Origin of the sequence: Reichenbachiella versicolor, from assembly GCF_003171675.1 — a bacterium.
GTDB lineage: Bacteria > Bacteroidota > Bacteroidia > Cytophagales > Cyclobacteriaceae > Reichenbachiella > Reichenbachiella versicolor.
Window position 1 is genome coordinate 1 of record NZ_QFZQ01000015.1, and the last position, 26791, is coordinate 26791.

The window sequence follows — 26791 nt, forward strand, 5'->3', positions numbered from 1 at the left end:
CTAAGCACCCACAGTTGTTGCCGTAGAGCACGTAGAAAAAATTTTTCTCTAATAGAAAACAGCTTAGATCATCAGTTATTTAGGTAATCTATGCATTGGTATGAAGAGACTTTCAGAAAAAAAAAGCTCTCCTGATTTCTCAAGAGAGCTTTTTTATTGAAAGGTAAATAGTTTATTAAACAGACATCTTACCTAATGCAAGCTGAACGATCTCCTCTACTTGCTCTTCTAAGGTGAAATGTGTGGTGTCTACATCTATGGCATCCTCCGCCTTCTTTAATGGACTTTCCTCTCTTGTTGAATCAATTTTATCTCTTTTACGAAGGTTTTCTTTGACGATATCTAGGTTTACTAAATTATCCTTATCGAATAGTTCTTTTTGACGACGCTCGGCGCGAACATCAAAATCAGCGTTCATGAAAATTTTCAAATCTGCATCTGCGAATACTACTGTTCCTATGTCTCTTCCATCCAAGACAACTCCTTTGGATTTACCCATTTTCTGCTGCTGTGATACCAATGCTACTCTTACCTCTTTGATCGCACTTACTTGACTCACATTTTGTGAAATTTCCATCTCACGAATCTTATCCTCGACATTAAGTCCATTGAGGTATGTTTCGTTGGCGCCTGTCTTTTCATTGATGTGAAAAGTGATTTCTATTTCATCTAAAGCTTTAGCAATTAGCTTTGGATTGGTCAGTTCTATATGATTTTCTAAAAAGTACAATGTCACACATCGATACATAGCACCTGTATCGATGTAGTTATAATTAAGGGCTTTTGCTACAGCTTTGGCCGTTGAACTTTTACCACAGGCTGAGTAGCCATCAATAGCAATGATTATTTTTTTCATGGGTTATTGGGTTTATTTAATTGGATCTAGTGATTAGCAATCTTTAACTGGACAGGGTATTGGCTTACCTTTTTTAATAGTTCTAGGTTTTCTTTCTTTTGGGTGATGCGAAGACTTGCACGATCCTAGACTCATTACTAGTCCGAGAAATATGATGAGGAATAGCGATCTCAATTGACTTTTGTTTTTGATGAGACATCAAATATAATATCTAAATGTACAAAACGGACTGAAGTCTTATGGTATGAACTGTATTATGTAGATTTATACGGAATAAACACTTACTAGTATGATGCAGACTAATTCCATCAAATGGCCTGAGATATTTAGTCTTGGTTTTCTCAGTGTATCTATCGCTATCAGCTGGGTAGCTTATCATGAATACCAACCTCATCTTCTTGAGGCTTTCGATCTTCAAAATCTTGCTTCATTACTCATCTATGCCAAGGCAGTCGTACTTATAGTAGTACCTCCTCTAGCGGGATTAGTTGCTGACTATTTTATGAGAAAGAGACACAATTATTTTCTTATTTTCTCTATTGGTATCAGTGTCACGGCTATGATTTTTATGGTAGTAGCGAGCATCATAGGTGCTGGCCCATTAGGAGCATTAAGCCATATTCTTCCATTGATGGTTATCCTGTGGTTAATCTCCATGAATATTTTTGTTAGTCCTGCCTTTTCTATGATAGATGCTTTTGCTCCTGTGGATAGATTGCCGGTAGTGGTAGGTTTTCTGGTCTTTGTTACTGAATTAGTTTATGCATTAGAGCCTGTAGTGGTACAGCTAGTCAATTTCTTTGGTGCTACGATGACTTTTATCGTTGGAGGTATTTTAATCGCTTCTTCAGGACTTATATTTTATAGAGTGTCTTCTAAAAATGTTATTCAGCATAGACGATCGGAATCTTTGCAATCTGATTCAAAATACCTTCCAATTATTGTTATCGCATTAATATTGGGTCTAGCCAAAGCTATTATTATAGAGTTTCTTCCTGAAAGAGCTTTCTTTGGAACGTGGAGTGGCCAGCAGGTATCATTGGCTATGCTAGCTCTATCTGCTGTAATAACCTTTATTCTGAGTCAAAGTATCAAAAAATACAATTACACCAAGCTAATTTTATTTGCTACAGGTTTAACTGTAATTGGATGCATTTTACTTCTGGGTATTAGTTATGCGCCTTCTGTAGTCTTAATAGCCATTGGGCTTTCGTTATTCAATCTTGTTGGGCTTCCATTTGCCATAACTAATTTATCAGCAAGAGGACTAACAGCGGGAGTTGGTATTTTTATTGGGGTATCAGAGATCTTCACAGGGATATTGGAGATTATGTTCCAATAAACTATTCGAATTATAGTAAGAAGTATGATACTGGATAGATCAAAAAAAGGACTTGTTTTACGAGAAATCAAGTCCTTTTTTAATCATTGATATATTCCCTTTTAGCAAGAGGTTACTCCGGGCATTCGATTTCCAACTCTTCAGTAAAGAAACACCCTAGGGGTAGAACTTCATCTAGAACTAATTGTCTTTCGCCAACTGCAACGGCGGCTATATTGAACATTCCCATTACTAGCTCTCCTTCTACCGATGAAGTAATATTGGTAGTAACATTGTTGAGAGGTGCCTCAAACAATGCTCCAAAGCCTGCTTCACGATCTGATTGTGCAATTACTAAATTTAAAAAATCGAAAGCATCTTCAGATATTGAATGAATTTCCACTTTGACGACATCTCCTTCTTCATAAATTGGAATTTCATCGAAATCATTGATGCTAAATCTAATGGGAGGAATAAAAGTTACTCCATTCTGGTCTTCTCCTCCTGATTCTGAAAAAGCGGCATCGTAAGCGATATTGATATCATTGACGGTGTATAAAAACTCTCCATTCTTATAGGCTTTTACCCAATAGGTGTTTCCTATCTCTGGTCTGTCCAAAGCTTGAAAATCAGCTCGAACGTAATCTCCTTCAAATGGATCTTCTTCTTCTACGAAATAGACGGTATCTACTGAGGTAGTGGGTAGCATGGTCGTGCTAGCACTGTAAGTAGTAGAGCCATCGACTATCGTCAAAGTATATGTCTGACCTATTGTTCCTAGTCCCTTGTCATCAGAAGAATTCCAAACGTACCTGCCATCCGTATTTTCAACAAAGTCGAATCGTATCCCGTCTCCATCTGTGACATAAACCTCGGCTCCTGTTACCCCCGGAGGCAGTCCTTCATTGTCAAAGAAATCTGTTGATCTTGTCAGTGTAATCGTCTGTGTAGTATTAAGATTGTCTAACCATGCATCAACGGTAAATACTGGTTCGTTATCCTTTAAATCTATATTGACTTCATCGGTACATGAAACAAATGCAATCATCAATCCGACAAGTAGTAAAGCATTAAATTTTAATCTGTTCATCGACTTAGAAGTTAAAATTATAGGATATTGAAGGAACTAATGATCCAAGTATAGATGTCTGAAGTGCCTGTGTGTTCACTGGCTTTCCTGGTTCAAACTCTGCATCTGGATCAGCTATGAAGGTAATGCTGAATGGATTTCGGTTCGCATATAAATTGTAAACGGAGAATACCCAATAGCTCTGCCATTTCTTGAGCTCGCCATTAGACTTATACTTTTTGTTCTTCAGTGTGGCTGCTACATCTAATCGATGATAAACTGGCAGTCTAAAATTGTTTCGTCCATCAACTACATAGATTGGATAGCCTTGTACGTAGGACTTAGTAGTAGGAACAGAAATTGGTGTACCTGTCAAGAAAGTAAAGTTGGCTGATAGGGATAGCCTTTCTGTCAAATCATAAAACGATGCTACTTTCACACTATGTGTCTGATCAAATCGAGTAGGATACCAGTTGTTTTCATTGATACCGTCTACCTGAAGCTCTGTACGGGCAATGGTGTAACTTACCCAACCGGTCAATTTACCAGTATTCTTTCTTAATACTGTCTCTATACCATAGGCTCGACCATCTCCTGCTAAAATATCTCCTTCGAGTCTTTCATTGATAAGTAAGTCTGCTCCATCAATGTAGTCGATTTGATTCTTGGTCCATCGGTAATATGTCTCGGCTGAGAATTCGATACTGTTGTTATTGAAGTTTTTAAACCAACCTACTGCAGCTTGATGTCCTATCTGTGGTTCAATATTGTTGCTACTTGGCATCCATACGTCGAATGGTGTCGAGGCGGCTGTATTGGATATCAGGTGGATGTATTGAGCGTTTTTATCATAGCTGGCCTTAATAGAATTGGAAGAGTTCAACTCGTATTTAGCGGCAAATCTTGGTTCTATGGTATTGTAATTCGCAATTATATCTCCAGAGGATACATCTACTTCATCTAGTAATTCCTTGCGAACTCCGGGCTCTCCATCTTCGCTGTAGATGTATTTTTTACCTGAGCCTAATAGCTGAAACATTGAGAAACGAAGACCATATCTCAAATCTAATTTTGAATTGATCTTGTGATTGTTGTCCAGATGTAGGGCTGATTGTAATGTTCTTCGATCTCCTTGTGTTAAATCAATTACCACGCCATTCGTAACTCCTGTTACTATTGCTGGTTCGAAGTCTAGCATGGAGAAATTCCCTCCAAAAGTCAATTCGTTGTTGGAATTGAGGAAATATGTGAACTCAGGGATCAAATCGTAAGTGGTCACATTGGATGCCCAGTCAAATCTGTTGTCATCGTCGGTACCAAATGTCAATGCGTAATCATATTTACTAGTCAGTGCTGTCAGGTTCATGAATAGTCTACTGGTGAAAATATGATTCCATCTTAGTGTCAGCGTTCGGTTACCCCAGTTGATTCCTTGTCCTCCGCCGAAACCAAAGTTGTCTCTTCCTAGATATCCTGATAGGTAAATTCTGTTCTTATCATTGACATTCCAGTTGGTCTTGGCTGTGAAATCGTAAAAGTTCAACGCTACTCCGTCATCGAATACGTCTGTAAATGGTCTTGCCAATACGTCGATATATGATCTACGCCCTGCTACGATAAAGGAGGCTTTGTCCTTGGCGATGGGTCCTTCGAAGGCTAGTCGACTAAATATTGCTCCGATTCCTCCTTGACCATGAAATTCTTTGGCATTGCCTTCTTTCATCCTTACATCGAGTACGGAAGCTATTCTACCTCCGTATCTAGCGGGCATGCCGCCTTTATACAGCTGCACGTCTTTTACAGCATCAGGATTGAATACCGAAAAGAAACCTAGCATGTGTGATGAATTGTAGACTTGTGCTTCGTCGAGAAGTACATTGTTTTGACCTACGTTACCTCCTCGGACATTGAAGCCTGAGGCTCCTTCTCCTACTGTACTGACTCCTGGTAGTTGCTGAATACTTTTGATGACATCGACTTCACCAAGAAAAGCGGGCATTTTGGAGATTGTTTTCATCTCCAGTTTACTGACACTCATCTGGACGCCAGTGACATTGACATCATCTGCTTCACCTTTAATGACTACTTCTTCCAGTTTTTGACCTCCATCGGCCAATTCGATATCGACTCTCTGATCACCTGATGAAAGGTCTATCATAGAGGTTTTATTGTCAAAGCCTACGTACCTGTACTCCATCTCATATTGTCCAGCTGGAAGGGTGAGTGAATAGAATCCATATACATTGGTGACGACACCTTTAGCCGTTCCTTTGATTAGAACCGATGCTCCTATGAGGGTTTCACCGTTTGAAGCGTCTTTGACGTAGCCGCTGACGGTGTAGTTTTGAGCCATTGCCATACCTGACATCATCAAGCACATGGCTAAGGCTAGTATTTTGTTCATATAGAATGGTAGTGTTTTGAAACTTAGTTTAGAATCTTGTTGATTTATTACAAATTGAATAAAACAAATCAATACGACGCTCAAAGCTAGTATGATGTTTCAAGAACCAAGGGTATTGTTTAATAAACTCTGGGTAAACCTTTTTATATATTGCTTCAATGGACTTTCTGGAGATGAAAGCAATAACAAGTAGGGAATGCTGTGAAACTCACCATTGCTCAAACTAAGAGGTTTCTCTACTTTCTTGCTTGATCAAGAAAGTAGCTAAGAAGTCAAGTCTGTAAATCAAAAGGCTAAATTTCTGATTCCTTTTCGCTACTGCCGAAAATGACCTTTAACTTTAAAATATAACTGTCTTAAGCTGAAAGCTCATTTTAGAGAGTTATATTTCTATTTTTTAACTACTTTCTGAAAAAGTAGTACTTTGCCTGCATCTTTGACTAGTAATTGATAGGTGCCATTCTTCAACTGGGCGGCATCTATCGAAATCGGTTTTTGAGAGGTGCCTTTAGTTTGCTTAAGAACTAGTCGCCCTTCAATATCAAATATTTCGATAGTCAATGGAGAGATGTCAAAATTCTGATCTAGGAATAATGTTGATTGGAAGGGGTTGGGGTATACAGTGTGATTTTCATCTGAATTGTTATTTATTTTATTGACCACAGCGCTGGCAGGTAATAGACTTCTGATGACAAGATTGGGGTTACTTAGTGTTCTTCCTGACGATGAAGTGCATCCTAGTGATGCAAAAATCAAATAAGAATTATCAGTACTTGATCTTTCTAGGCCTTTTGTTTCTATTTCTGTACTGACTAGATGTACTTCATTGGCCTGATAAACTTCCTAAGTGATCGCTATTGTAGAATCATTCACTGGATTGGTATCTACAATCTTAGTACTGTCTACTAGTATCGAATAGTCAATGTCACAGTTATTAATATCTTTTGCAATGATCTGATCTGTGATTATCTGATTTTCCCCTAGTATAATCGGCGACAACACACTGTCTTGACTGAGTACACATGTACCGTTATCAATTTCGGCTAGGAGAGAATAGTTTAAAGGTCTGGATTGGTACAGCCTGGGATAGTGTATCCTGTTGATAATATTGACTCTGAATAGGTACAGGTTCCGTTGTCTAAATTGGCTGATATACTGTAGTTGGATGCATTAGGGTCTGTACATCCTGAGACTTTGCCTGGTATTCCGTATAGGCATGTTCCATTGTCTATGGTAGCGGATGTCATGTAATTAAGCGCTGTGGCATCTGTACACCCTGATATGGGGGCGGGTACGGCGATTGAGATTATTTTCTTTGTATTGGTACAGGTAGAGTCTTTATTGAAAAAGTCAATGAAGGCATATTGCTTTCCATAACCATCGAAAACATGAGAGATACTTTGACCAAATAATACAGTAGTATCTGCAGTATTGCTCTCTTCCGTTATTCTCCATCTATATACAGAGCCTTCTAATGCTTGATCGGTTACTATAGCTGTGTAATTGGTGGTTAGGCCATTTTGGCTGGTACTGATTTCTATATCACATTTCGGCTGAACGTCGGTGACTAGCTGTTGTAGATTGAAACAAGTAGAATCTTCGTTGGCAAAGAATAAGGAAATATGCTGCTTGCCATATTCCTTGAATTGATAACTGACATTTCGCTGATCAAATTTATTGGTATCGGCTGAAAATTTCTGCTCGGTGATATGCCATCTATAGGTACCACTAAGATCTGGGTCGTCATGTAGGGCTTTGTATTCTACTCTATCTCCTTCGATGGTGACTGATGGGGTGACGTCACAAGGTTGAATATCAGTGACTAATTCTTTTCTATCAAAGCATGTGGAATCTTCATTGGCAAAGAATACGAAAGCATGCTGCTTGCCATATTCCTTGAATTCATAACTGAAGTTTCGCTGATAAAAGTTATTGGTATCTGGTGAAAATTTTTGCTCGGTGATATACCATGTATAGGTGCCGCTAAGATCTGGGTCGTCATGTAGGGCTTAGTATTCTACTCTATCTCCTTTGATAGTGACTGATGGGGTGACGTCACAAGGTTGAATATCAGTGACTAATTCTTTTCTATCAAAGCATGTGGAATCTTCATTGGCAAAGAATACGAAAGCATGTTGCTTGCCATATTCCTTGAATTCATAACTGAAGTTTCGCTGATAAAAGTTATTGGTATCCGGTGAAAATTTTTGCTCGGTGATATACCATGTATAGGTGCCGCTAAGATCTGGGTCGTCATGTAGGGCTTTGTATTCTACTCTATCTCCTTTGATAGTGACTGATGGGGTGACCTCGCATACTTGGGCTTGCGATGAGAATGCTGAAATGGTGCAAAATGCGCAGAGTACTGAAGTGATGGAAAGGCTAAATTTAATTTTATGTATTTTTAATTGCAATATATTGATAGCTCAAATATGCGATACAGTTATGAACTATCCAATATTGAATGAGAAGACTTTAAAAAAGGAGGATGATAATACTTTCGAAACGATAGCATTCAAAACTGAAATGTAGCGACTACCAAAAATACTGTCTTGTTCATACCTTTTGTTGATAGATGTCTACAAGGTTCACTGGACTTGGTATTATTGATTTTCTTCTTCTTTGATTTTGAAATGGACTATGAAATTTTGACTCTAAATGTTAGAATAGTTTAATTTAATCTATCATAATTATAATTCATTATAGATTTATTTACATTTAACATTAGATTATTGTAATTTTTGTTAATCAAATTCTATAGCTGTATTGGTTTATTTACATTTTGTATAGAACAAGTTTAATCCGATCTTGTACGATTATAATTGGGTCTACTAAGAATGCAAATCGGACACGAAAGACAGTGTTTTTTGATATAAATCCGTTGTTCACGATGTGTGTTTCGAATAAGTTAATATTTTCGAGCCATCTTTAACTTTAACATAATACACTTATGAAAAATGAATCGTTGAACAGGTATCAAATGATCTTATCTACTCAGAGTTACCTTGATTCTAACAGTGCCTCTTGGTCTGCTATTCCTATTATCAATACCATGAAAACGGGTCTCGATGATACGATTCTCGGTATCAAGGAACAATTGAAAAGTACGGGACAGCGTACGGAGGGGCTCACGATCAGCAAAAACGAACTGAAGGAACAGATTGCTATCAAGGTGTCTATTCTTTCGGGCGCGCTTTCGGCTTATGCTTCTGTATCTGAAAATCAGGAACTGCTGAAGGATGGTAGTGTTACCAAATCGGATATCGTGTCTATCAGGGATGCGGTATTTCCTGAACAGGTTTCGTCGGTCTCAGATTTAGTCTCTGCTCATCTAGCTGAGCTGGCTGACTATGGGATCACTGAGGCTCAAATCACAAATCTGAATACTTCTGTGGATGACTTTAGGGAGCTGGTGGGTCAGCCTAGACTCAAACGGTCTGCGGCGAATCTTGCTAAAAAGGCTATTGATGAATTGATCAGTAGTGGTATGGAGATTTTAAACTCCAAACTGGATAAGGTGATGCTGCAGTTTCAGTTTTCGAATGCTTCTTTCTATGAGGGATACAAGAAGGCAAGGGTGATCGTGGATTGAATCTAGACGGCTTGACAGTTGTCAAAACATGAAAGCGCAAGGGAAACTTTGCGCTTTTTTCATTTTTGTGCTTACACTTAAAAACAACTCGCTAACTAATACAATGTAGTTACTAGTCCCTACTGATGAAAAAGTGACTTCAAAAGACGTATCTCCAATAAATTTATTACCAACCCCCCGCTTGATCGCAATTGCATTGCGATTGTATCTATCTATAGCATCTGCGATGCGGTATCCATATTTAAGCTAATCCAATAGCTTCACTTTCATGACACTATCAAGCCCAGCGTAATTTCTTGCGCTACTATATAGGTACTCTTCAGGGTTACTAACAAAACCTCCCACTACGGGATTTTGGTGTAGATATTCAAGCTTCTGATCCAAGAAATCATTGGTTTCTATTTGCTTGGCATGATAACCTTCTTTCCAAAGAATGTACTCGTGACCACGCTGTTTTCTAGCTGCTTCATATGAAAACTTCTTCAACATCCATTCTCTTCTACTTTCGGGTATCTCTCTTATCAACTTGACTAAAGCCTTCGATGTAAATTTCTTGAAATCTCGAATAGTTGCAATCAAATCATGACCTTCTTCAGTGCTTACTATCAAATGAACATGACTGGTCATAATAACATAGGCATGAACATTCAACCCTTTATGTAGGGTACAATACTGAAGAGAATCAATAATGCATTCTCGATAGTCGTTTCTAATAAACAAATCTACCCAGCCCACAATCGTAAAAGTTACAAAGTACAATCCCTCATTGTCTCTAATCTTATATCGGTTAGCCATAAGTACAAGTTAATATCAAGAACACCGCAATGCAATTGCTAGATACTTCTCTATCAAGTTAGATTTCAGTCGCAAAACATTTGCGACCGAGCGGGACTTAAAAACTCGTGTATTCCCGCTACTATTCACCTTCAAATACAGTTATCAGGGAAACTCAATTTTACATAGTCTATTTATTTGTTGTTTTATCTGCTTTTAAAACTAGATTTGCCGCCTTATTAACAAAATAACTAAAGCTATGAAAAAGTATTTATGCTACCTACCTGTATTATTTCTTTCACTTATCCTATTTTCCTCCTGTGAAGAGGATGAAGAAGGAGGAGACGGTCCTGTTGCTGATCTAGAAGAAGCTTCCTCTAGTCTAGAAGGTACATTCACTGCCTTTAAAGTTGAAGAAGGTGCAGGACTATATGAGGATGACGAAATAGGAGACTGGTCTTCCTTTAAGCTAACTTTTAGCGCTGTGACGGAGACTGGCGGAAAGTATTCAGTCGTAGGTATTCCTGAAGGTTTTGAATATCTATGGCCGACCAAAGGGGTTTTCACTTTTGATCAAACAACTGCTGCAGTTATCTTAGTCAGAGATGATGAAATAAGAATGAGTAGTAGTGAAAGAGAGGAACATATTATCCTTTCAGTTTTGAGTATATCTAGCCCCAAAGTTGAAGGCGTAGAGGAAGACTGGGATTTTTTCATTAAAAAAGAAAGCTAAATCTATAAAAGGCTGTCTGATTTACTTAATGTAATAGACAGCCTTTTAATTCAATTCCTATCTTGACCTTGTATTGTTTCTCAATAGCATATACCTAACTCTCAGTTCCTGTCTGATTTTACGATGCTCTCTAAAATATAACTTGAATGAAGTAGGGGTTTTACCAAGAACTACATAACTAAAATCATTGTCATCATAGCCATATATGCCCTCAGACTCTACAGATACTAAAACAAAATAATTATCTGTTCCTACCGATGGAAATGTAAAGTTATACTGCGAATCACCATCAATATCTCCAATCTTTTTATTTCCAACCCACAAGAAACCTAGCTGATTTGACAAAGTAGTCAGGTTATTACTTAGGGTATTGATTTGGTTTTGTAGTAATTTAAGCTGTTCTACATTCACAGCATCTCCATTGGCTGTTCCTTTACCTACATTGGTTAACTTCTTACCACTCATATTGATAGGACCTGTCATAGTGCCTCCGGTTTTTGCGAGTCGCTTACTGTCCGCTCCATCCATTTGTCCTTTGTTGACAGCGTCTTTGCTGGCTGAGCCGTTGGACAGGTTTCCGATTCGATGATTTCTCATATCCTCGGATGCTAATCGGAGCCATCTGCTACCGTCATAATAGTAGTAACCATTGTCGGAGGTATCATATACTGTCAGGCCTTTTGGCTTGTGTGATACGTCTACTTTTAGTCGATTGGTGACTCGGGGGATCAGTAGTCCTTTGGTATCGGTAGAGCTATGTATTTCTAATACGGCGGATGGGTCTACACTGCTGGTACCGATTCCGATACCGTCTGAAACTGGTTGGCTATAAACTGTATATACACTGAGGATCACTAACAGGGTTAGGAATATTCTAGTCATTAGATATTTATTTGATAATTAACAATTGTAAGGCTATCGAAAAGTGCCTTATTATTTAGTAGAGGCGAATTTAGGGTTAGTTTTATTTAATTCCTAAATCATGTTAGATAAGCTATTTTTTCCTGTCCGAACTTGGTTTCAAATAACGCTGTGTTGATTATTCTCTGTCATCTTATTTCGGTTAGCCATGAGTACAAGTTAATATCAAGAACACTGCAATGCCCCCGTTCTCGCCATGCTCTACATGGTGGCTTGCCATTCCAACTCCCCATCACATCAAATATAAATCAAGTATCACCTTCTGCTCGGTACAATACCTTAAGGGTTTAACAATACAGTCCTTATATATACGTCTGGTAAAGACACTTATCCAAAATACCGTTGCAAAACTGACAAATTACCAACCCTCTGGATTCTTGAATTTGTAATTTCTGCTCATCCAAACAAGTTAAATATGAATGTAGTCTTGATTATGATCTGTGGATCGTAAAACCACCATACAGAGCATAGCGGGAACGGGGTAGTTTTTGTTAACTACTCTTATGCCAGCATATATCAGCCGTTACTCCTCTGGCTCGACGATATACGGCTTTTTGATGAAAGAATATTCAACAGGCTGTAAATAATCATTCTTGCCTTCCTTGTATTCCTGATATTCTAACACCAAATTTTTAAATTCTATTACTTCGTCTGTATCTGGATAAGACTTTTTTGATTCTGACGATTCTATATTCTTTTCCCAATTGGCGTAATCAAACTCTCCTTCTTTTTCATTGGACTTAAAACAATTATGAAGATAAAAGTACTTTCTTTCCGAAGAACCATCTGCTTTCAAGGTATCTTCAAAATAAATATGTCCAGATTTAATTTTACTCCTTTGGTACAAATGATAATAAAATTGCAAACTATCATTCCAAACATAGTACCACTTCTTATCATAACCTATCTTAGTTATCTTCTCTTCATGATCATACTTTTCTCCTTCATTAACATCTATTTGGCGTATTACCTCAATCAAACGCAGTTGATCCTTTTGATTGAAATAATATGTCCTACGAGTATCATTCTCAGCACTCTTTACATCGTAAGGTCCATCATGATTTTCTCCTTCTAGGTTTTTATAATCAGGATAGTGTAATACTCTGGTCAAATTGTTTTCATAAAAAGGACCGAAAAGCTCTTCCACTGCATCCTTATAAGCATTAGGGAATACGGCTTGTCGATAATGGCTTTTTTCTTTTTCTATCAATGCATAGCGCTCACGAACTTGTCTAAGCGCTTTATCCTTATCGATTCCTCTTACAATTGCTATCCCGTTTTCATCATGAGTGTCCAACTTCTCCTCGAATATTGGTTCTCCTCGCATTTTCCTGATGAAATCTCTTCTTTTATAAATGTCCAGCTTAATAAATTCATCCCATTCTATTCTTTGTATAACCGAATCCTTGAAAGCTTGCAATTTTGGGTCTAACTGTCCTAAAGAAGGAAAAGCGATAAGCAGCATTATGAGTATTTGAATGTATTTCATTTTATTCTAAGTATTTAGCTACGTGTTGTTCCCCGATTTCAAAGTGCATATAATCTACATTTGGTGAATTTCGCCGTTCCCGCCATGCTCTGCATGGTGGCTTGCCATTCCAACTCCCTATCACATCAAATATAATTCGAGCATCCCTTTGCCTCCTGAATAATCGATAGCAGAACTGTACAAATAGTGCTCTGGTTCTGATACTTCTCCTGATTCTACAGGGTTATTGTGTATGTAATCCAAGTTTTTTTGAATTGCCTTAGCATTCCACAACTCTATAGGCTTATTGTGTTGCTGCCAAAATTGCATCTCGTTTTGGGTTGTTGTATTTCGCTCAGCAGCTAATTTCATGAACCACAGATATCTCTCTTTCTTACTCTCCTGAGGGTTTGTTCTAATCAATTCGATCAAGCCTTTGGCTGTGGAGCTTTTAAAACTCTGAAGCAACCTTTGTGGATTGTTTTCTTTTGCTCTGAATATTAAATGGATATGGTTACTCATGACTATCCAGGCTCCCAACAGCATTCCCTTTTCCTCAACACAATACCTTAAGTGTTTAACAATACAGTCCTTATATATACGTCTGGTAAAAACACTTATCCAAAATACCGTTGCAAAACTGACAAAATACCACCCCTCTGGATTCTTGAACTTGTAATTTCTGCTCATCCTAACAAGTTAAATATAAACGTAGTCTTGATTATGATCTGTAGATCGTAAAACCACCATGCAAAGCATGGCGGGAACAGGGGTTAGCCATGAGTACAAGTTAATATCAAGAACACCGCAATGCAATTGCTAGATACTTCTCTATCAAGCTAGATTTCGGTCGCAAAACATTTGCGACCGAGAGGGAATGGGGGGGGTAGTAAAAAACTACTACTAGTATCTATTTTATTCTGTAAATTTGAAAATTACAGCCAGTAGGTGAAGGGTAAAATGCCAACTACAATAAAAAAACACTCCAAATCATTGAAGCACTCGAGACTGCTACTAAAGACAAATTCTACTTCTCGGTAATTGCTATAATCAGAGATGCTAGAAATAGACAAGCTTAGTCATGAATAAATCACTCCTTTTTCTAGCCACAATGGTGCCGATATTATTCTTCCAAGTTAAGGATTTACTTAAGATTGACTAGATTTGTAGATCATTTTACCACCATGCAAAGCATGGCGAAACGGGGGATGTTAAAACTAGACAGACTTACTCGTGAAAAATCGCCTGATATTTTTCATACAAGATTTTGTTCTATGAAAGTAAAGTCCATCTTAAAAAGACTCAATAGGTTCTTCTCTCAAAAATCTACCAAAAACCTGATTGCTGTCATGATAACCATGACTATCATCATCCTTTTTGCTCAAAATGATGAGTATTATGATCTTCGAATTAAAAAAATGGAAGGAGGTAGAAAGCATCTACTAACCATAGTCCTACACCTCATAGATAAATACCTCGGTAAAACAGGATTCTACGCACTTGCTGGCACAACTGCGCTATACTTCGCTTACTTCGCCTATTCATCTTACAAAAAAGAAAAAGTAAACACCAGCCACAAATGACTATAACCAAGGCTAGTATTGATAGAAAGTCAACTAGCTATTCAATTCCTTTGAAGAAGGTAATGGAATATTATTAGATACTAGTACTTTATAATTTGGAAAGGAAAATTTTAAACTTTGACAAAGTTCTACCTCGTACTTAAAAATGGTTGAAAGAGCTAAACACATTGAACCATCTCTATTTATTTGTATGATTGATTGTTTATACTTTTTGTTGTGATGATTTTCTAGGTAAAAAGTGAATGGTCTTCCTATTCCACCCAAACCAAATTCAAACATCTCTGAATATGAATCCGTTTCGAAAATAGTTTCACTAGCATATTTAGAGCCTTCATAATAAGAATCCATCGACTTAAAACCTTCTAAATATTTTTCATTGAAAACTCTAACAATGCTTGGAATAAAAGCATCAACAAAAACATAAACATCACTTAAATTCATCTCATTATGATTTAATATTTTAAGACATACTTAATTTCTCTATTTTTTAGTCCGCTACTAACAAATTGCTTATCAACTGACCTTAAAAACAGATAATATTCTTTCCCATCAATAGCGTGTTTGTAAATATGCACATCAACATCCGTAGGCACAGAGCCAACTCAGAACCTTTAATACCAAATGATACCCTTGCCTTACCTGTCAACGTACCTTCTCTTTTTATTAATGATACTGCTTCATTAAAGTTGTCTAACATAGGTTGAAGCTCACTCTTCTTAGTCCATTAATTGCCTTACCTATTAGTTCTGATAATTCACTCCCGTGCCTTTTAAAAGCATGATCTAAAGCAGCTAATTGATCTTCTGTAGCATTTGCAATGCTTAAAATCAAAAGCCTGAACTAGCTCACCTATATTATTACCAATCTTCCTTCTCTTAAACCAATGTTTTTTTCCATCTGTAAACAGATCAACATTGTTGGTCAAGTCTTCTCCATCTGGACCACGAATAACAATATCCTTCCCAAGAGATTTAATTTTCTTTCCTTCACTATTGTTATCTAGACCCTTTTTGGTAATGGTCAGGACTTTGTTTTCATATCTAGATATTTCGATATTATCCGCTCCTAAGACTCTACCTGCTTTACCTGTTTTGATACCTGTAAAGGATATACCATTGAAATTCCCAAAAAGCTCATTTGTCTTTTTGAGGTTATCAATCAGAGCTTGTACTCCTCCTAACTTCCCTTTAAAAACTAGTTCTAAACCTTCAAAGCCTTCTTTTCATTCCCCCGGTCTCGCCATGCTTTGCATGGTGGCTTGCCATTCCAACTCCCCATCACATCAAATATAAATCAAGTATCACCTTCTGCTCGGTACAATACCTTAAGGGTTTAACAATACAGTCCTTATATATACGTCTGGTAAAGACACTTATCCAAAATACCGTTGCAAAACTGACAAATTACCAACCCTCTGGATTCTTGAATTTGTAATTTCTGCTCATCCTAACAAGTTAAATATGAATGTAGTCTTGATTATGATCTGTGGATCGTAAAACCACCATACAGAGCATGGCGGGAACAGGGGTTATCGCTACTTTAGCTGCACCTGCTATTTACTTGCTCTTTAAAGCTTATAACCAGTACAGTAACAGTATTACTGAAACTTAGACTTACTTTCTAAAAGTGGGGTCAAGCCTTCTTCTCGAAGAAAAGTAGTAAAACTAGATTTATATTGATATGTCTTAGGTGTATCCGTCAAGACATAAACGGGTGGGTCTTCCGATTCTTCCGAACAGTCAAAATAGAAAAAATTGTATCCCTGCCACTGTCCAAAGAAAAAATACTGGTCTTTTATAATAATGATATTATGTTTTCTATTATCAAAATTTAATGCACAATCAGCATCTTGCTTATTATCCAATAAATAAGGATAATTCATATAGTACCCTTTCATAAAGCTACCTGTAGATTCTCCTAATAGTTGTAAAAATTGCTTATACGCCAATGGGAGTGTTAGTTTGAATTGTTGTTCAATTTGACTTATAACAACTGAACTAATTCCTGTGATATTACCCAATTCTTCTGAGTAGTCTTTAAGGAAAGACATATAGTTATTTACCATTCATAATGAAGTTTTGTAGTGTTTATTATTTCTACATTGACATTTGGAAACATTTCACTAAACTGCTAAATAACTCCTTGACAATAAATACAGTACGCACGTGTAGAAAGAATCGCCTCACTTAAACACATCAGATCTATCAAAGGGGAAACCCCATCCTGAAGAATCAGTAATACTAAATTTTTTAAACAATGAAACATCTGGAATTTTAACATTAGCTGATTTACAAACTCCAATAATATCATTCAATAAATCTAATGTCCTAGGAGAGTAATTTTTAATTTCAGAATACAACTCAACCGTAGCTAGTTTAAATATAAATTCAATAAGCTCTAAAATCTTTGGATCACTTCTAGCATAAAGCTTTTTCAAAAAAGAATATTCATCTATTGTTATGACTTCTTCAGGATCAAACGGATCTTCCAATACAGAAAGCGGCATTACTGCAGAAACCAAATCAAGCCAGTCATCTACAAACTTCAGCTTTGTAAATTCCCAAAGTTTTTTCAACAAATACTTCCATTCTTGAAGATTAGATGAATCTTGTATTTCGATGAAGCTTTCAAAGCATAATATTGCAAATCCTACTCTACCTCGTATTGAAACTTCTTTAAATTCTTCCTTCATTATCGCAATATTTCAATGCCCTCAAAAGTAATTTCGCAATTAGAACACATTGGCTTTGCAAAGGTACTACCGGTATCCCATTGAACCCCTACAGTATGCATTTGTAAATCTGACCAATTTGAACCATCATTTAACGCCTTATTTACACCATCACATTCCGAGCAATTTCCAAGTTTATAATTATTAGTAGACTCTTTTGGTAGTTTTTTAGCTAAATATTCATGAATACCATCTCCAGATTTTGCTATACCTTGATTGGCTCCATAGTAATATTTCCCAGTCTTCTTATTATAAACAACTGTCGCGGTATTAAATTTCCTTAACTGATTATTTGATGTTGCCAAAGATCGTTGCAAGCCTACCCATTCATTAATAGACCCTTTAAGTTCAATAAGATTTTTGCCTATTACTGTTACTCTACGCGTCTTAAACCAATGCTTCTTCCCATCGGTAAACAGATCAACATTATCTGTCAGATCTTCGCCGTCTGGACCTCGGATAACAATATCCTTTCCAAGTGATTTAATTTTCTTTCCTTCACTATTGTTATCTAGACCCTTTTTGGTAATGGTCAGGACTTTGTTTTCATATCTAGATATTTCGATATTATCCGCTCCTAAGACTCTACCTGCTTTACCTGTTTTGATACCTGTAAAGGATATACCATTGAAATTCCCAAAAAGCTCATTTGTCTTTTTGAGGTTATCAATCAGGGCTTGTACTCCTCCTGACTTCCCTTTAAAGACTAGTTCTAAACCTTCAAAGCCTTCTTTCCATTCGCCATTAACCTTACGCTTGAATTTAGGAGCTACATTTTTAATCGCCTCTATATTAAATCCAACCTTTCTTAGCGATAAGAAACCGCTCAACAGCTTCCATGATTTCAGATAGTCTAAACTTGGCCTATTCCTGAAAAACTTCATCAAAGATGAACTTGAACTCAAATCCTCAACAAAATCGTCTACCTGATCACCTAAAACCTTAATATTATCAAGATAATTGGCTTTGAAGAAGAGGGCTCTAACTCTGTCTTCTCCTAACTCTCGAATATTGAGTCTTTTCATCATATTAACGACATTCTCCTCAGACAAACCATTTTTGAATAATATTCGAATAAACCTGTCCGGCTTTTGCTTGATCAAGGATTTAAGACCTGCTTTACCTTTCATAACTACACGATCTGAGGCAAAAGAAATCGCCATCGCTGTTGCACAATTAAGAGCAACTTGATCTGGTTGTGTAAGCTCTTCCTTACTTCGAAGTTTCCCATTATCAAAGAAAACATCGAATAGACAAGACTGACCTAACGCGACATACTGGTTCTTATAGGTTGCTTCCAAGCCTTGCATGCCCGCTTGAGCTACATCATAATTTTTGATAAAATCATTAAAGGATAGATCATCTAAGTCATTCTTAATACAATAGATTAAGTATTGAGCTACTGCATCTACAAAAACTCCAATAGTAAACTCAGTAGATTTCTCTATCGCCTTTTCACTACTTACAGAAAGTGCTCCTCCTTCTATCAGAATAGGCAGCGTGACTGCTGCACCAACAGTTGCGGTGAAAACTCCTGCGAACCCACCAACCATAGTATTAAGACCTTTCATGAAATCAGTTTCGTAGCCTAAGCCTTCTCCATACTTATAAATTCCACTGATAAGACATGGATCTTTTTCTATAGCAGCTCTTAGAATATCGCTTTTCATCAATGGGCTATCCTTGTACTCTTCATACAAAGCATCGCAATCCTCTTGTTCTGCTATATCATCTGGTGCTCCTTTATATCCACAAGCAGCTTCGTCATCAAAAGCTGTAAGCTCTATATCCAAGTAATGTAAATATTCCTTGGTGCGTAATTTCCCTGCACCTGTTGAGCTACCCGATGGAATCGAACTTGAAAACTCACTCATCAATACAGTACCCATATAGATTTTGCAACTATGTGGGTAACCTATCGTCACATGAATAGATGGATCAAAAGTATGGGTTAAATCATCTTCGTAGTAAACAATCTCTCCTTCAACATCCTTTTCAACTTCTTTTGCTAAAGCGTCTACTAATTTAGAATACCCTTTAAACTGATCACCTTTATATACTCCCACATAATAATCTGAACCTCTCCAAAAACCCGTTAATGTTCCATAAGGTGCTCTATTAGAGGACACAAAACTCATCTGTGTAACATCTGTCGGTACAGTGAATGGAATACCCGCAGGGGTAAGTAAGGTTCTACTTATGTAGGTCGTCACCCCACTATCTGTTTGATCTACTTCCGTTCCTGCTAAAGGTGCACTCTTACCCGACATCACTTGTAATACTCGATCTACAATGATATCTGTACCCGCGCTCATTACTGTTACTTTCACTGAGCCAGGAATATGGGTTTGATAGATAACACAGTAATCTCTATCAGGATCAATTCCTTTTGGTCTACCTGCTTTGAGTCTGTTTAATGCCCCGCCTTGAGATAGATCTTGCGAATAGTTCACCACTATAAATGGAGGATTGTCGCCAGCAGCAGCGATCTCAGCCTCTAGCTCTTCGATAAACTCAGCCTTACCTGGAAACTCTACTAGAGGATTGATGTAGTAGTTTGGGTTCGTGAGTTCTGGGATTTTGTCCGACTGGGTGGGTAAAACCTCCGCTGGGATCTCAGGCTGATCATAGTGCTGGGCTGCAAACTCGGCGTCTGCTTGCTTCTCTAGTTCAGCATTGATATAGTCAAAGACTATTTCCTTGAACCTTTCTTTTCGCTGTTCGGGATCGTCTTTGAGGGAAGTAAACAGTTCTAAAGCTAGGGTACCACTATTATCAATTATACCATTGAGTACTTCGTCAAACTTGTCTGGATTTTCTATCGTGATATCGATAACTGCGGCCATGTTGACCTCTTTGAGTATATCGACGGCTATCTTCTTGAACTTACGAAGTTTCTTGAAGCCTTCGGCTCGTGTTTTATTACTGTAGAATGTAGTCGTATCATTTCCTGTCAGTAGAACAGGTGTTTCGTAGAGCGGTTCTAGTTCGATACCTTCATTTTCTAGTGGGTAGTTGGCAGCCTCTACTAGTGCTAGCTGTGCGGCGAGTTCGCCATCGACATCTCCAGAGATGGCTTGCAGTGAGTCTTGTTTGTTTTTGGATTGTTCTAGTTTGGATTCTAGTGCGTCGTACAAAATTTGCTTGACCAGACCTTTCCAGTCTAGACTAAAGTTGACTACCCTGATAGTGGCATCTGCTACGTCATTGCCCGCTCTGGCACTTACTGTCCAGAGTCCGTCTTCATCGATGGGGAAGTCCAGAGTATTGCCTGATGGATTAAGTTCTAGACCTTCTGGGGTACAGGTCCATGTTACTTTTTTGGAGGTGGGGCTTCCGTTTTTTTCTGTGGCTACCAGTCGAATGGTGGTTCCTTCTTCTTCCATCCCGAATTCTTTCTCATCTCCGGGTCTGATCATGTCCCCTCCTTCATCTAGATAGAGGGGTGGTTTAAGGTTTTGAGTGACGTTGGTTCTTAGGTTCTGCATCCCGCTTTTGAGTCCTTCACGTAGTTTTTTACCCATCTCAAGCTGCTTATTAGCCGAACCTGCTAATTCATTAAAGGGGTTTTTGGTACCGGGAGATGTGAGGTGGTATTTATTCGCGTGGACTTCAGGAGAGGTTTCTGTCTCATAAGATATGGTATATCCTTTGGACTTGCTTCCATTCACTGTTGGGCTGACGATGATATAGGGTGCTACTGGATTTTGGGCTCCTTCCATCAATAGTCGGTTGAAGGTCTTAGTATAAAAACCTTCGCCTTCTACTGCTCTACTTGGGGCTACATAGACTTTGATTCCACTTTCATTGGTGAAGTCCTGAATGGCGCCTTTGAGACCTAACTCACTTTGAATCTCTTGTAACTCACCTACTAGTTGTTTGATTTGAGGATTGCCATCCAAGTTGCCTTTGACTTTAGCAAAAACGCTATTGAGTTCTCCCTCGTGCTGACCGGTGTAGGTGTTGTAGGAGATAATCGCCCAGTCTAGAAAAGCATTATAGAACTCTGCTATCTCCTTTTTGGCTTCATCAAATTTACCTCCCTCTTCTGCAGATTCTTGGGCTTGAGTGGGGTAGCTCAGGCTTAGAATGAGTGATAAACTAATAAAAATAGCTTTCGAATAGCTTATTAAATTCCCTCCAATCCACTTTAGGAAAGGGGTATCGATGATATTTTTCATTTTAGATTTATTCATAGTTAGGAGTATTAGAGTGTCATATCTACGCTAGCATTGAATCCTTTTTTAAAGCCCAAGACTTTAACGGTTCCTTTGACATTTCCAGTCAATGTCGTTGGACTAGGGTCAAAGATCACAAGTAACTCTCCTCGAATAAATATTTCAACGAGTGTCATAGTTTTAAGTCCTTTCCACTTTCCGTTCCACTTTCGTTTTTGATAGCCTACTCCTACATCTACCCAGACTTCTACCCAGACTCCGGCTTTCATCAGACCAAACTTAGGCTTGTAACGTACTTGTGCTAATATACCCGCAGCAATCCCTGCGTCTACATAGACGTAGAATTTGACAAATCCAAGATTAACTGTAGGTGACTCGGCGAACATGCTGAATCTCAAACCAAGACCAAACTCTGCAGAATATTCATTGATATCCAGCCATGCATCACCCCCCCAGCCAACACAGCCTGGTGTCATATAAATCCTATCCTCAGAAGTACCTAATGCGACACGCCACTGGCCAGGCTTAGTATCTACTAGCAGACTCCCCCCTGCACAGAGAGCCTCGGTCTTCATTTCTACTCCTGCATAGCCGAAGAAATGTCGTTCCTTAGAGTTATACCTGATTTCAATATTTCCAATGATGTCTGATGCAGGATCTGCCTTGGGGATAGTACTTTCTCCTCTTATATGTATGTTTCCATTAAAGTCGAGCGTATAATCTCCTGAAGAGTGCATGATCACTTCTCCATCTGCATACATCCTAAAGGTCTGTCCTCCCTGTCCATCTACCACTACCAATCCTAAATAGGCTCCGTATTTGATAGATGCGTCTGGAACGATCATGTCTCCTGGAGTTTCTTTCATATGATGGTATACTCGACCAACGATACCTCCAAGCTGCATCGCCCCAAGTGATATAGGTTTGCTAAGAGGACGTACTTCTTTGCTAATTGGTGCTCCCGGTTTACGCCCTTCGCCCATATCTGAGTCCACCTGAGCGAACCAATAGTTAACTCCATCTTTCTTCCCAGATATATATAGCGCTGCCAACTGCACAGGCTTATTTTTATCCGGGACTTTGATATTCATCTTGATATCTCCTGCCCAAACATCTCCATAGGTGGGTTCATCTTCTTGGAACGAAATGTAGCCTTTCGCATCCAAGACACTAGTATTCAACTGAACGACAATAGGGTCGGCTGCAAAGTCCTTAGGACTTCCAGTGAACCTTGAAGCCATCCCATCGAAGGCAATTGGTACGCCTGGATACTCCCCTAAATCAAGAATTTCATTGGCAAATTCAGCGGCTTTATCTCCTATAAAATCCATCGCCACATCACCCACAAGTCTATTTAATTCTTTGCGTGCAGCACTTGATATGTCAGAAGAAATGTTATTGACATCTATGTTAGTGACTATATCTTGTCCTAATGATGTAACTGTTGAGGCTAGATTGTTAGGGTTGAGTTCTGACCAAATTTCTTCTGCTATATCCTGTAAAAGATCAGGAATATCTGTCACTATACTTGTAACAGCTGATCCGCTGGCATTAGGGTCTCCTTCCAACACTCCATAAACTGAAGCAGAAACTCTTTCTACAATATAGTTGTTAACTCTACCTCCTACTCCATTGGTAATCAACTCAGATAAGGGTGTTCTTATATTGTCATCAATTGATTTGCTTAATGATGACTGAAGCTCTCCACTTACACTGTTTTTTGTAGCTGTAGCAATATTGTCGATCGAAGGTGCTAGGTCTACCTTATCATTTTGTAAGGCTTGGGCCAATCCATTTGCAATCCCATCTACTATAACGTCTACCTTGTCTTTGATAAAGGTGTTAGATTTTTTCTCTAAAGAATCTAGTTTTTTATTGAGTCTAGACTCCAGCGTGTCAGTTACGCTAGTTATTCTTTTTGTAACAGGATCTGTTAATTTGTTGACAATTCTGGCCACCATCGAATTGACAATTTCCTGCTGTTGTTTGGAGAGCTTACCATAAATACCACCAGCGCCAGACTCTATGCTATTGCTGCCTGGATCAAAACCAGGGCCGTCATACATTTCATCAACAGAGTAATATTTGGAAGGAGTCCCCGAAGCTCCTGCCTTCTTAAGTGCTTCGGCTTCCTTGGCTATTCGTAGACTCTCTTCAATTAGCTTAGCTTTTAACGCTGCTTCAGTAGCGGCAGCTTCTTCTTCTATTTTAGCTACCGCTTCCTCTAAACTGACTGCTTGCTCTTCTGGTGTCTTGAACTTGTTCTCAACTGGAGTCATCTCATCTGGCAGATGACGAGAATTAACTATAGAGTACAGATTAACTGCTGGAGGGCCTTCATTTCCTCCAACGTCGTTACCTAGTTGTACATCTAGCGTGATTGCCATCGAATAGCGTCCATCACCGGCTCCTGCACCTATGGTATGGGCATCAGCAGGATACTTCTTCAACTGGGTTTTTACTCTATTGGTAAGTGGGAGAGATCCATTTTGTACATTAAACCCTATATGGTAATCTCCCCAAGCTTTGAACCCTCTGACATTTTCCAAAGTAACATCTATTGCTGGCCAGTGCATATCAAGCGTCATATTCAGACGATTATTATCAGCAAATACCGCACGCTTGAAGGTAACATTGAGTTGCTGATCACCACCATCAGGATTAAATTCTCGATATATATCTTCTAGATCATGCAGGTAGCCAGTTCGAAAACCTGTATTGGCTATCGGAACTGTAAAATCAAATACTTCATCTTCACTTACGATAGGGACATACATATCTCCTTCAAGCTGACAATCATTCTGCATCAAATTATCTACTATCTGTATTTTGATCTTGCGCAGTGTGGCGGGGAAGGTATTGAAGTATGCTTGTGAACCTTGGGCAAATTCTTCATCTAGATTGAATTGAAGACCTTTGCTTGTGACATAAGCTATATGATTAGTCTCTGTACTTAGAGAATAATCATGAGTAAATGTTTCATCGAATTTGATCTGAGAGCTGGCATCTATGTTAGAGTTGTACATGAGCGTATAACTGTCCAAATATGCTCCTTTCCAATCTGGGTTTTGTTGTTGTTTTAAAGGGGACTGTGTTTCTGAAAAATCAATGGTAAAATCGGTAGGGATTAATTCTAACCGCGTACCATTTAGTACTGAAAGGTTATTTGAAATGCTTGGACTTTCATTCCTGATATAGTGTATTTGGTCAGCATTTTGGAATGACAAACTCCATTGGTCTTCTGTTACTCCTTTTACCTTTGATGGCATGTTTACGGTTCCCAACCAATCAAATCTAAACTGATCTGAATTGAGGTATACTACCGACTCTGGATCTAAGTCAATAGAGAATTGATAAGGATCTAAAAGGTCATAATGCTTCTCTTCTGCAAGTTCCAATGCGCCATTGAGTTTATACTCATTGAAATTGGTCCACTTCTCTTCTGTCCTCACTATGGCTTTTTCTGAATCCATAGTCGGATGAGGGAAGTCCCATGTAACTGCCCCCCAGGCATAAACTCCCGTTTTGTCTATTCTGTATTTCTGAATATCAAAAACTGCCCCTTCATTGACTTCTACATCAGGAGCCAGGTCAACTATTTTTGGTTTTGGAGGTTCATAAAAGAACTCTCCTCCTTCTAGTACATAGAAACCGCTATGGTTTTTGATTTTGAGATCTTTAAAACTGACCTTTGTCCATAGATCTGGATCTTCCGTAAGCCTAATTCTACCTTCTCCTCCAAAACCTGCTAAATTGGCTTCTGTAATGGCATCAACAAATACCATATGAGTACCTGCATAAAAACGCTCTAACAATCCTGGACCATTGAAGATAAAAGGATCACTCTTACCCGTTTCCTTCCCTTCTACATATGATAAGACTCTCCATGCGTATACAGTTTCTTTTTGCGGAGGCTGACGTAGTATATGGGCTTTGTCTTCTATTAGGCTATTGGCTCCCGTCTCATATTCATACCACTTTCTGATAAAGTCGGTATTTTCATCAGGAATACGTCCTTCATCAATTTCAGCAATCTGAATTTTATAACTGATCATCTGACCTGGTATGGCGTTATCTACGCTAGACCATCTCATGATCGGCTGATCTCTTAGCTTAAAGGCTCCATTGTTTTTTGGTTCTTTCAGGGTAATCTGACCATTCAATGGGTCTCCATAGTAGAAGTGATTGAATTCACTATATCCGTCATTTTTATATGCTGCCTTACCATCTGGATCTATGACCTGAACCCTATAAACATATTGTTTTCCTTCTTCTAATGCGGGCTCAGAAGAGCCATACAGAAGCATGGTATTGGTCAAAAAATCCGACTGATAGATTTGTAGCGCCTGTCCATTGGCCACGGCACTCATAGGGTCTGCTCCACGAGCTGTCACTTCCCACATGGTCAGCTGATATTCTGGAGGTACCAGAGCATCTGGCGCAGCGGTGTTAAACATCTGCCATGTGAAAGGTATCTGGATATTGGCAGGGTCTACCTTGGAACCATTGTGTGGAGTGACTACCATCGGAGGACTCGTCAGCTGAAGCCATACTTGGGCACATGATTTTCTTGATAAAACCTTACCGGAGTTATAATCCAATACCTCTAAGCAAAAATTGTAGAACCCTTCTGGTAATCGTCCTGATTTGTAGAGTTCATTTTGATAATCTCCTTCTACGATCATATTTCGATAATCGAGATAGGGTGCCCAATCATCACCTGATAGAAATACCGGACTACCTGGGGCTACTGATATAGGTGCTTGCGGAATATAATTTGGTGAAGTAGTTAATCGAATATTGTTACTCTCAATTGTTAACCGAAGTCTGAAATCCCAAACTGGTTCATTGAAGTCATTGAAGATTACACTTGCTGTAAGGTGTTGACTAGCGGGGGCGGCATAATCGTTTAAGTACAAAGTATGCGGTACACCTATCATCGGCGTAACTGTTGCGGGATAACGCAGAACTTGTGCTTGAGAATACTGAACTGTAAGTAGTGATAATATAAGGATTGTTATTGCACTTGATGCAAACATTCCTTTGGTAGCGCTCAACATAGGTTTGAATACTCTTCTTAACAAAGCCTCTGGAGAGGTTTCATTTCTCTTCAAATTCCTTTTTATCTCCCGGTGTATGTCAATATTTTTTTCGATCATAT

19 protein-coding genes are annotated in these 26791 nt (G+C 38.5%); 4 read left to right on the forward strand and 15 right to left on the reverse strand.

Features of this window, described 5'->3' with window-relative positions:
• Positions 1–175: 175 nt before the first annotated feature.
• Positions 176–856, reverse strand: coding sequence for a (d)CMP kinase (cmk, locus tag DKG80_RS20365; protein WP_109833237.1), 681 nt, complete (start codon positions 854–856; stop codon positions 176–178).
• Between the two features lie 289 nt (positions 857–1145).
• On the opposite strand from cmk, the gene DKG80_RS20370 reads away from it, so the two are divergent.
• Positions 1146–2198 carry an MFS transporter gene (locus tag DKG80_RS20370; protein WP_162556019.1) on the forward strand — a complete coding sequence of 351 codons (1053 nt, stop codon included), beginning with the start codon at positions 1146–1148 and terminating at the stop codon, positions 2196–2198.
• A 112-nt stretch (positions 2199–2310) separates the two neighbouring features.
• On the opposite strand, the gene DKG80_RS20375 is transcribed toward DKG80_RS20370, so the two are convergent.
• From DKG80_RS20375 to DKG80_RS20390, 5 genes are all read right to left on the reverse strand, one after another.
• Positions 2311–3267, reverse strand: a complete 957-nt coding sequence (locus DKG80_RS20375) for a DUF4249 domain-containing protein (RefSeq protein WP_109833239.1) — start codon at positions 3265–3267, stop codon at positions 2311–2313.
• 4 nt (positions 3268–3271) lie between these two features.
• Positions 3272–5650 carry a TonB-dependent receptor gene (locus DKG80_RS20380; RefSeq protein WP_245907053.1) on the reverse strand — a complete coding sequence of 793 codons (2379 nt, stop codon included), beginning with the start codon at positions 5648–5650 and terminating at the stop codon, positions 3272–3274.
• A 390-nt stretch (positions 5651–6040) separates the two neighbouring features.
• The gene (locus tag DKG80_RS20385) at positions 6041–6406 is read right to left on the reverse strand and encodes a T9SS type A sorting domain-containing protein (protein ID WP_162556020.1); all 366 of its coding nucleotides are present in this window, start codon (positions 6404–6406) and stop codon (positions 6041–6043) included.
• A 302-nt stretch (positions 6407–6708) separates the two neighbouring features.
• On the reverse strand, positions 6709–6897 hold the full coding sequence (locus tag DKG80_RS21220) for a hypothetical protein (RefSeq protein WP_162556022.1): 189 nt from the start codon (positions 6895–6897) through the stop codon (positions 6709–6711).
• A 762-nt stretch (positions 6898–7659) separates the two neighbouring features.
• Complete coding sequence (locus DKG80_RS20390) at positions 7660–8064, reverse strand: hypothetical protein (RefSeq protein ID WP_109833241.1); 405 nt, start codon at positions 8062–8064, stop codon at positions 7660–7662.
• A 536-nt stretch (positions 8065–8600) separates the two neighbouring features.
• On the opposite strand from DKG80_RS20390, the gene DKG80_RS20395 reads away from it, so the two are divergent.
• Entirely contained in the window at positions 8601–9242 is a 642-nt protein-coding gene (locus DKG80_RS20395) for a hypothetical protein (protein WP_109833242.1), read from the forward strand.
• Positions 9243–9488: 246 nt separating this feature from the next.
• On the opposite strand, the gene DKG80_RS20400 is transcribed toward DKG80_RS20395, so the two are convergent.
• Positions 9489–10037 carry an REP-associated tyrosine transposase gene (locus DKG80_RS20400; protein ID WP_109833243.1) on the reverse strand — a complete coding sequence of 183 codons (549 nt, stop codon included), beginning with the start codon at positions 10035–10037 and terminating at the stop codon, positions 9489–9491.
• 238 nt (positions 10038–10275) lie between these two features.
• Here DKG80_RS20400 and DKG80_RS20405 point away from each other — a divergent pair, with 238 nt between their 5' ends.
• Positions 10276–10749, forward strand: coding sequence for a hypothetical protein (locus DKG80_RS20405; protein WP_109833244.1), 474 nt, complete (start codon positions 10276–10278; stop codon positions 10747–10749).
• Between the two features lie 57 nt (positions 10750–10806).
• On the opposite strand, the gene DKG80_RS20410 is transcribed toward DKG80_RS20405, so the two are convergent.
• The 3 genes from DKG80_RS20410 to DKG80_RS20420 form a co-directional block, all read right to left on the reverse strand.
• Positions 10807–11631: a hypothetical protein gene (locus DKG80_RS20410; protein ID WP_109833245.1), complete on the reverse strand. Its 825-nt coding sequence runs from the start codon at positions 11629–11631 to the stop codon at positions 10807–10809.
• Between the two features lie 562 nt (positions 11632–12193).
• A complete protein-coding gene (locus DKG80_RS20415) occupies positions 12194–13159 on the reverse strand; it encodes a hypothetical protein (RefSeq protein ID WP_162556024.1) in 966 nt (321 codons plus the stop codon).
• Positions 13160–13279: 120 nt separating this feature from the next.
• Complete coding sequence (locus DKG80_RS20420) at positions 13280–13828, reverse strand: REP-associated tyrosine transposase (RefSeq protein ID WP_109833247.1); 549 nt, start codon at positions 13826–13828, stop codon at positions 13280–13282.
• Positions 13829–14412: 584 nt separating this feature from the next.
• Between DKG80_RS20420 and DKG80_RS20425 the strand changes: the two genes are divergently transcribed.
• Positions 14413–14721, forward strand: a complete 309-nt coding sequence (locus tag DKG80_RS20425; protein WP_162556025.1) for a hypothetical protein — start codon at positions 14413–14415, stop codon at positions 14719–14721.
• A gap of 33 nt (positions 14722–14754) precedes the next feature.
• Here the strand turns inward: DKG80_RS20425 and DKG80_RS20430 are convergent, their stop codons facing one another.
• The 5 genes from DKG80_RS20430 to DKG80_RS20450 all read right to left on the reverse strand — a co-directional run bounded on the left by DKG80_RS20430 (position 14755) and on the right by DKG80_RS20450 (position 26789).
• Complete coding sequence (locus DKG80_RS20430; protein ID WP_109833249.1) at positions 14755–15162, reverse strand: hypothetical protein; 408 nt, start codon at positions 15160–15162, stop codon at positions 14755–14757.
• A 1156-nt stretch (positions 15163–16318) separates the two neighbouring features.
• Positions 16319–16786 (reverse strand): SMI1/KNR4 family protein, encoded by a 468-nt coding sequence (locus tag DKG80_RS20435; protein ID WP_109833250.1) that lies wholly within the window; start codon positions 16784–16786, stop codon positions 16319–16321.
• A 117-nt stretch (positions 16787–16903) separates the two neighbouring features.
• Positions 16904–17413 (reverse strand): hypothetical protein, encoded by a 510-nt coding sequence (locus tag DKG80_RS20440; RefSeq protein WP_109833251.1) that lies wholly within the window; start codon positions 17411–17413, stop codon positions 16904–16906.
• Positions 17413–21648 carry a hypothetical protein gene (locus DKG80_RS20445; RefSeq protein WP_109833252.1) on the reverse strand — a complete coding sequence of 1412 codons (4236 nt, stop codon included), beginning with the start codon at positions 21646–21648 and terminating at the stop codon, positions 17413–17415. The genes DKG80_RS20440 and DKG80_RS20445 overlap by 1 nt, the downstream gene beginning before the upstream one ends.
• Before the next feature lie 11 nt (positions 21649–21659).
• Positions 21660–26789, reverse strand: a complete 5130-nt coding sequence (locus tag DKG80_RS20450) for a hypothetical protein (protein WP_162556027.1) — start codon at positions 26787–26789, stop codon at positions 21660–21662.
• Between the last annotated feature and the right edge of the window lie 2 nt (positions 26790–26791).

Excerpts from the sequence above, each read along its gene's own strand:
- DKG80_RS20430 (WP_109833249.1), bottom strand. The coding sequence starts at position 15,162 with ATGAATTTAAGTGATGTTTATGTTTTTGTTGATGCTTTTATTCCAAGC.
- DKG80_RS20395 (WP_109833242.1), top strand. The coding sequence starts at position 8,601 with ATGAAAAATGAATCGTTGAACAGGTATCAAATGATCTTATCTACTCAG.
- DKG80_RS20370 (WP_162556019.1), top strand. The coding sequence starts at position 1,146 with ATGATGCAGACTAATTCCATCAAATGGCCTGAGATATTTAGTCTTGGT.
- DKG80_RS20410 (WP_109833245.1), bottom strand. The coding sequence starts at position 11,631 with ATGACTAGAATATTCCTAACCCTGTTAGTGATCCTCAGTGTATATACA.
- DKG80_RS20435 (WP_109833250.1), bottom strand. The coding sequence starts at position 16,786 with ATGGTAAATAACTATATGTCTTTCCTTAAAGACTACTCAGAAGAATTG.
- DKG80_RS20425 (WP_162556025.1), top strand. The coding sequence starts at position 14,413 with ATGAAAGTAAAGTCCATCTTAAAAAGACTCAATAGGTTCTTCTCTCAA.
- DKG80_RS20375 (WP_109833239.1), bottom strand. The coding sequence starts at position 3,267 with ATGAACAGATTAAAATTTAATGCTTTACTACTTGTCGGATTGATGATT.
- DKG80_RS20450 (WP_162556027.1), bottom strand. The coding sequence starts at position 26,789 with ATGATCGAAAAAAATATTGACATACACCGGGAGATAAAAAGGAATTTG.
- DKG80_RS20415 (WP_162556024.1), bottom strand. The coding sequence starts at position 13,159 with ATGAAATACATTCAAATACTCATAATGCTGCTTATCGCTTTTCCTTCT.
- DKG80_RS20400 (WP_109833243.1), bottom strand. The coding sequence starts at position 10,037 with ATGGCTAACCGATATAAGATTAGAGACAATGAGGGATTGTACTTTGTA.
- DKG80_RS20420 (WP_109833247.1), bottom strand. The coding sequence starts at position 13,828 with ATGAGCAGAAATTACAAGTTCAAGAATCCAGAGGGGTGGTATTTTGTC.
- DKG80_RS20380 (WP_245907053.1), bottom strand. The coding sequence starts at position 5,650 with ATGAACAAAATACTAGCCTTAGCCATGTGCTTGATGATGTCAGGTATG.
- DKG80_RS20405 (WP_109833244.1), top strand. The coding sequence starts at position 10,276 with ATGAAAAAGTATTTATGCTACCTACCTGTATTATTTCTTTCACTTATC.
- DKG80_RS20445 (WP_109833252.1), bottom strand. The coding sequence starts at position 21,648 with ATGAATAAATCTAAAATGAAAAATATCATCGATACCCCTTTCCTAAAG.
- cmk (WP_109833237.1), bottom strand. The coding sequence starts at position 856 with ATGAAAAAAATAATCATTGCTATTGATGGCTACTCAGCCTGTGGTAAA.
- DKG80_RS20440 (WP_109833251.1), bottom strand. The coding sequence starts at position 17,413 with ATGAAGGAAGAATTTAAAGAAGTTTCAATACGAGGTAGAGTAGGATTT.
- DKG80_RS21220 (WP_162556022.1), bottom strand. The coding sequence starts at position 6,897 with ATGACATCCGCTACCATAGACAATGGAACATGCCTATACGGAATACCA.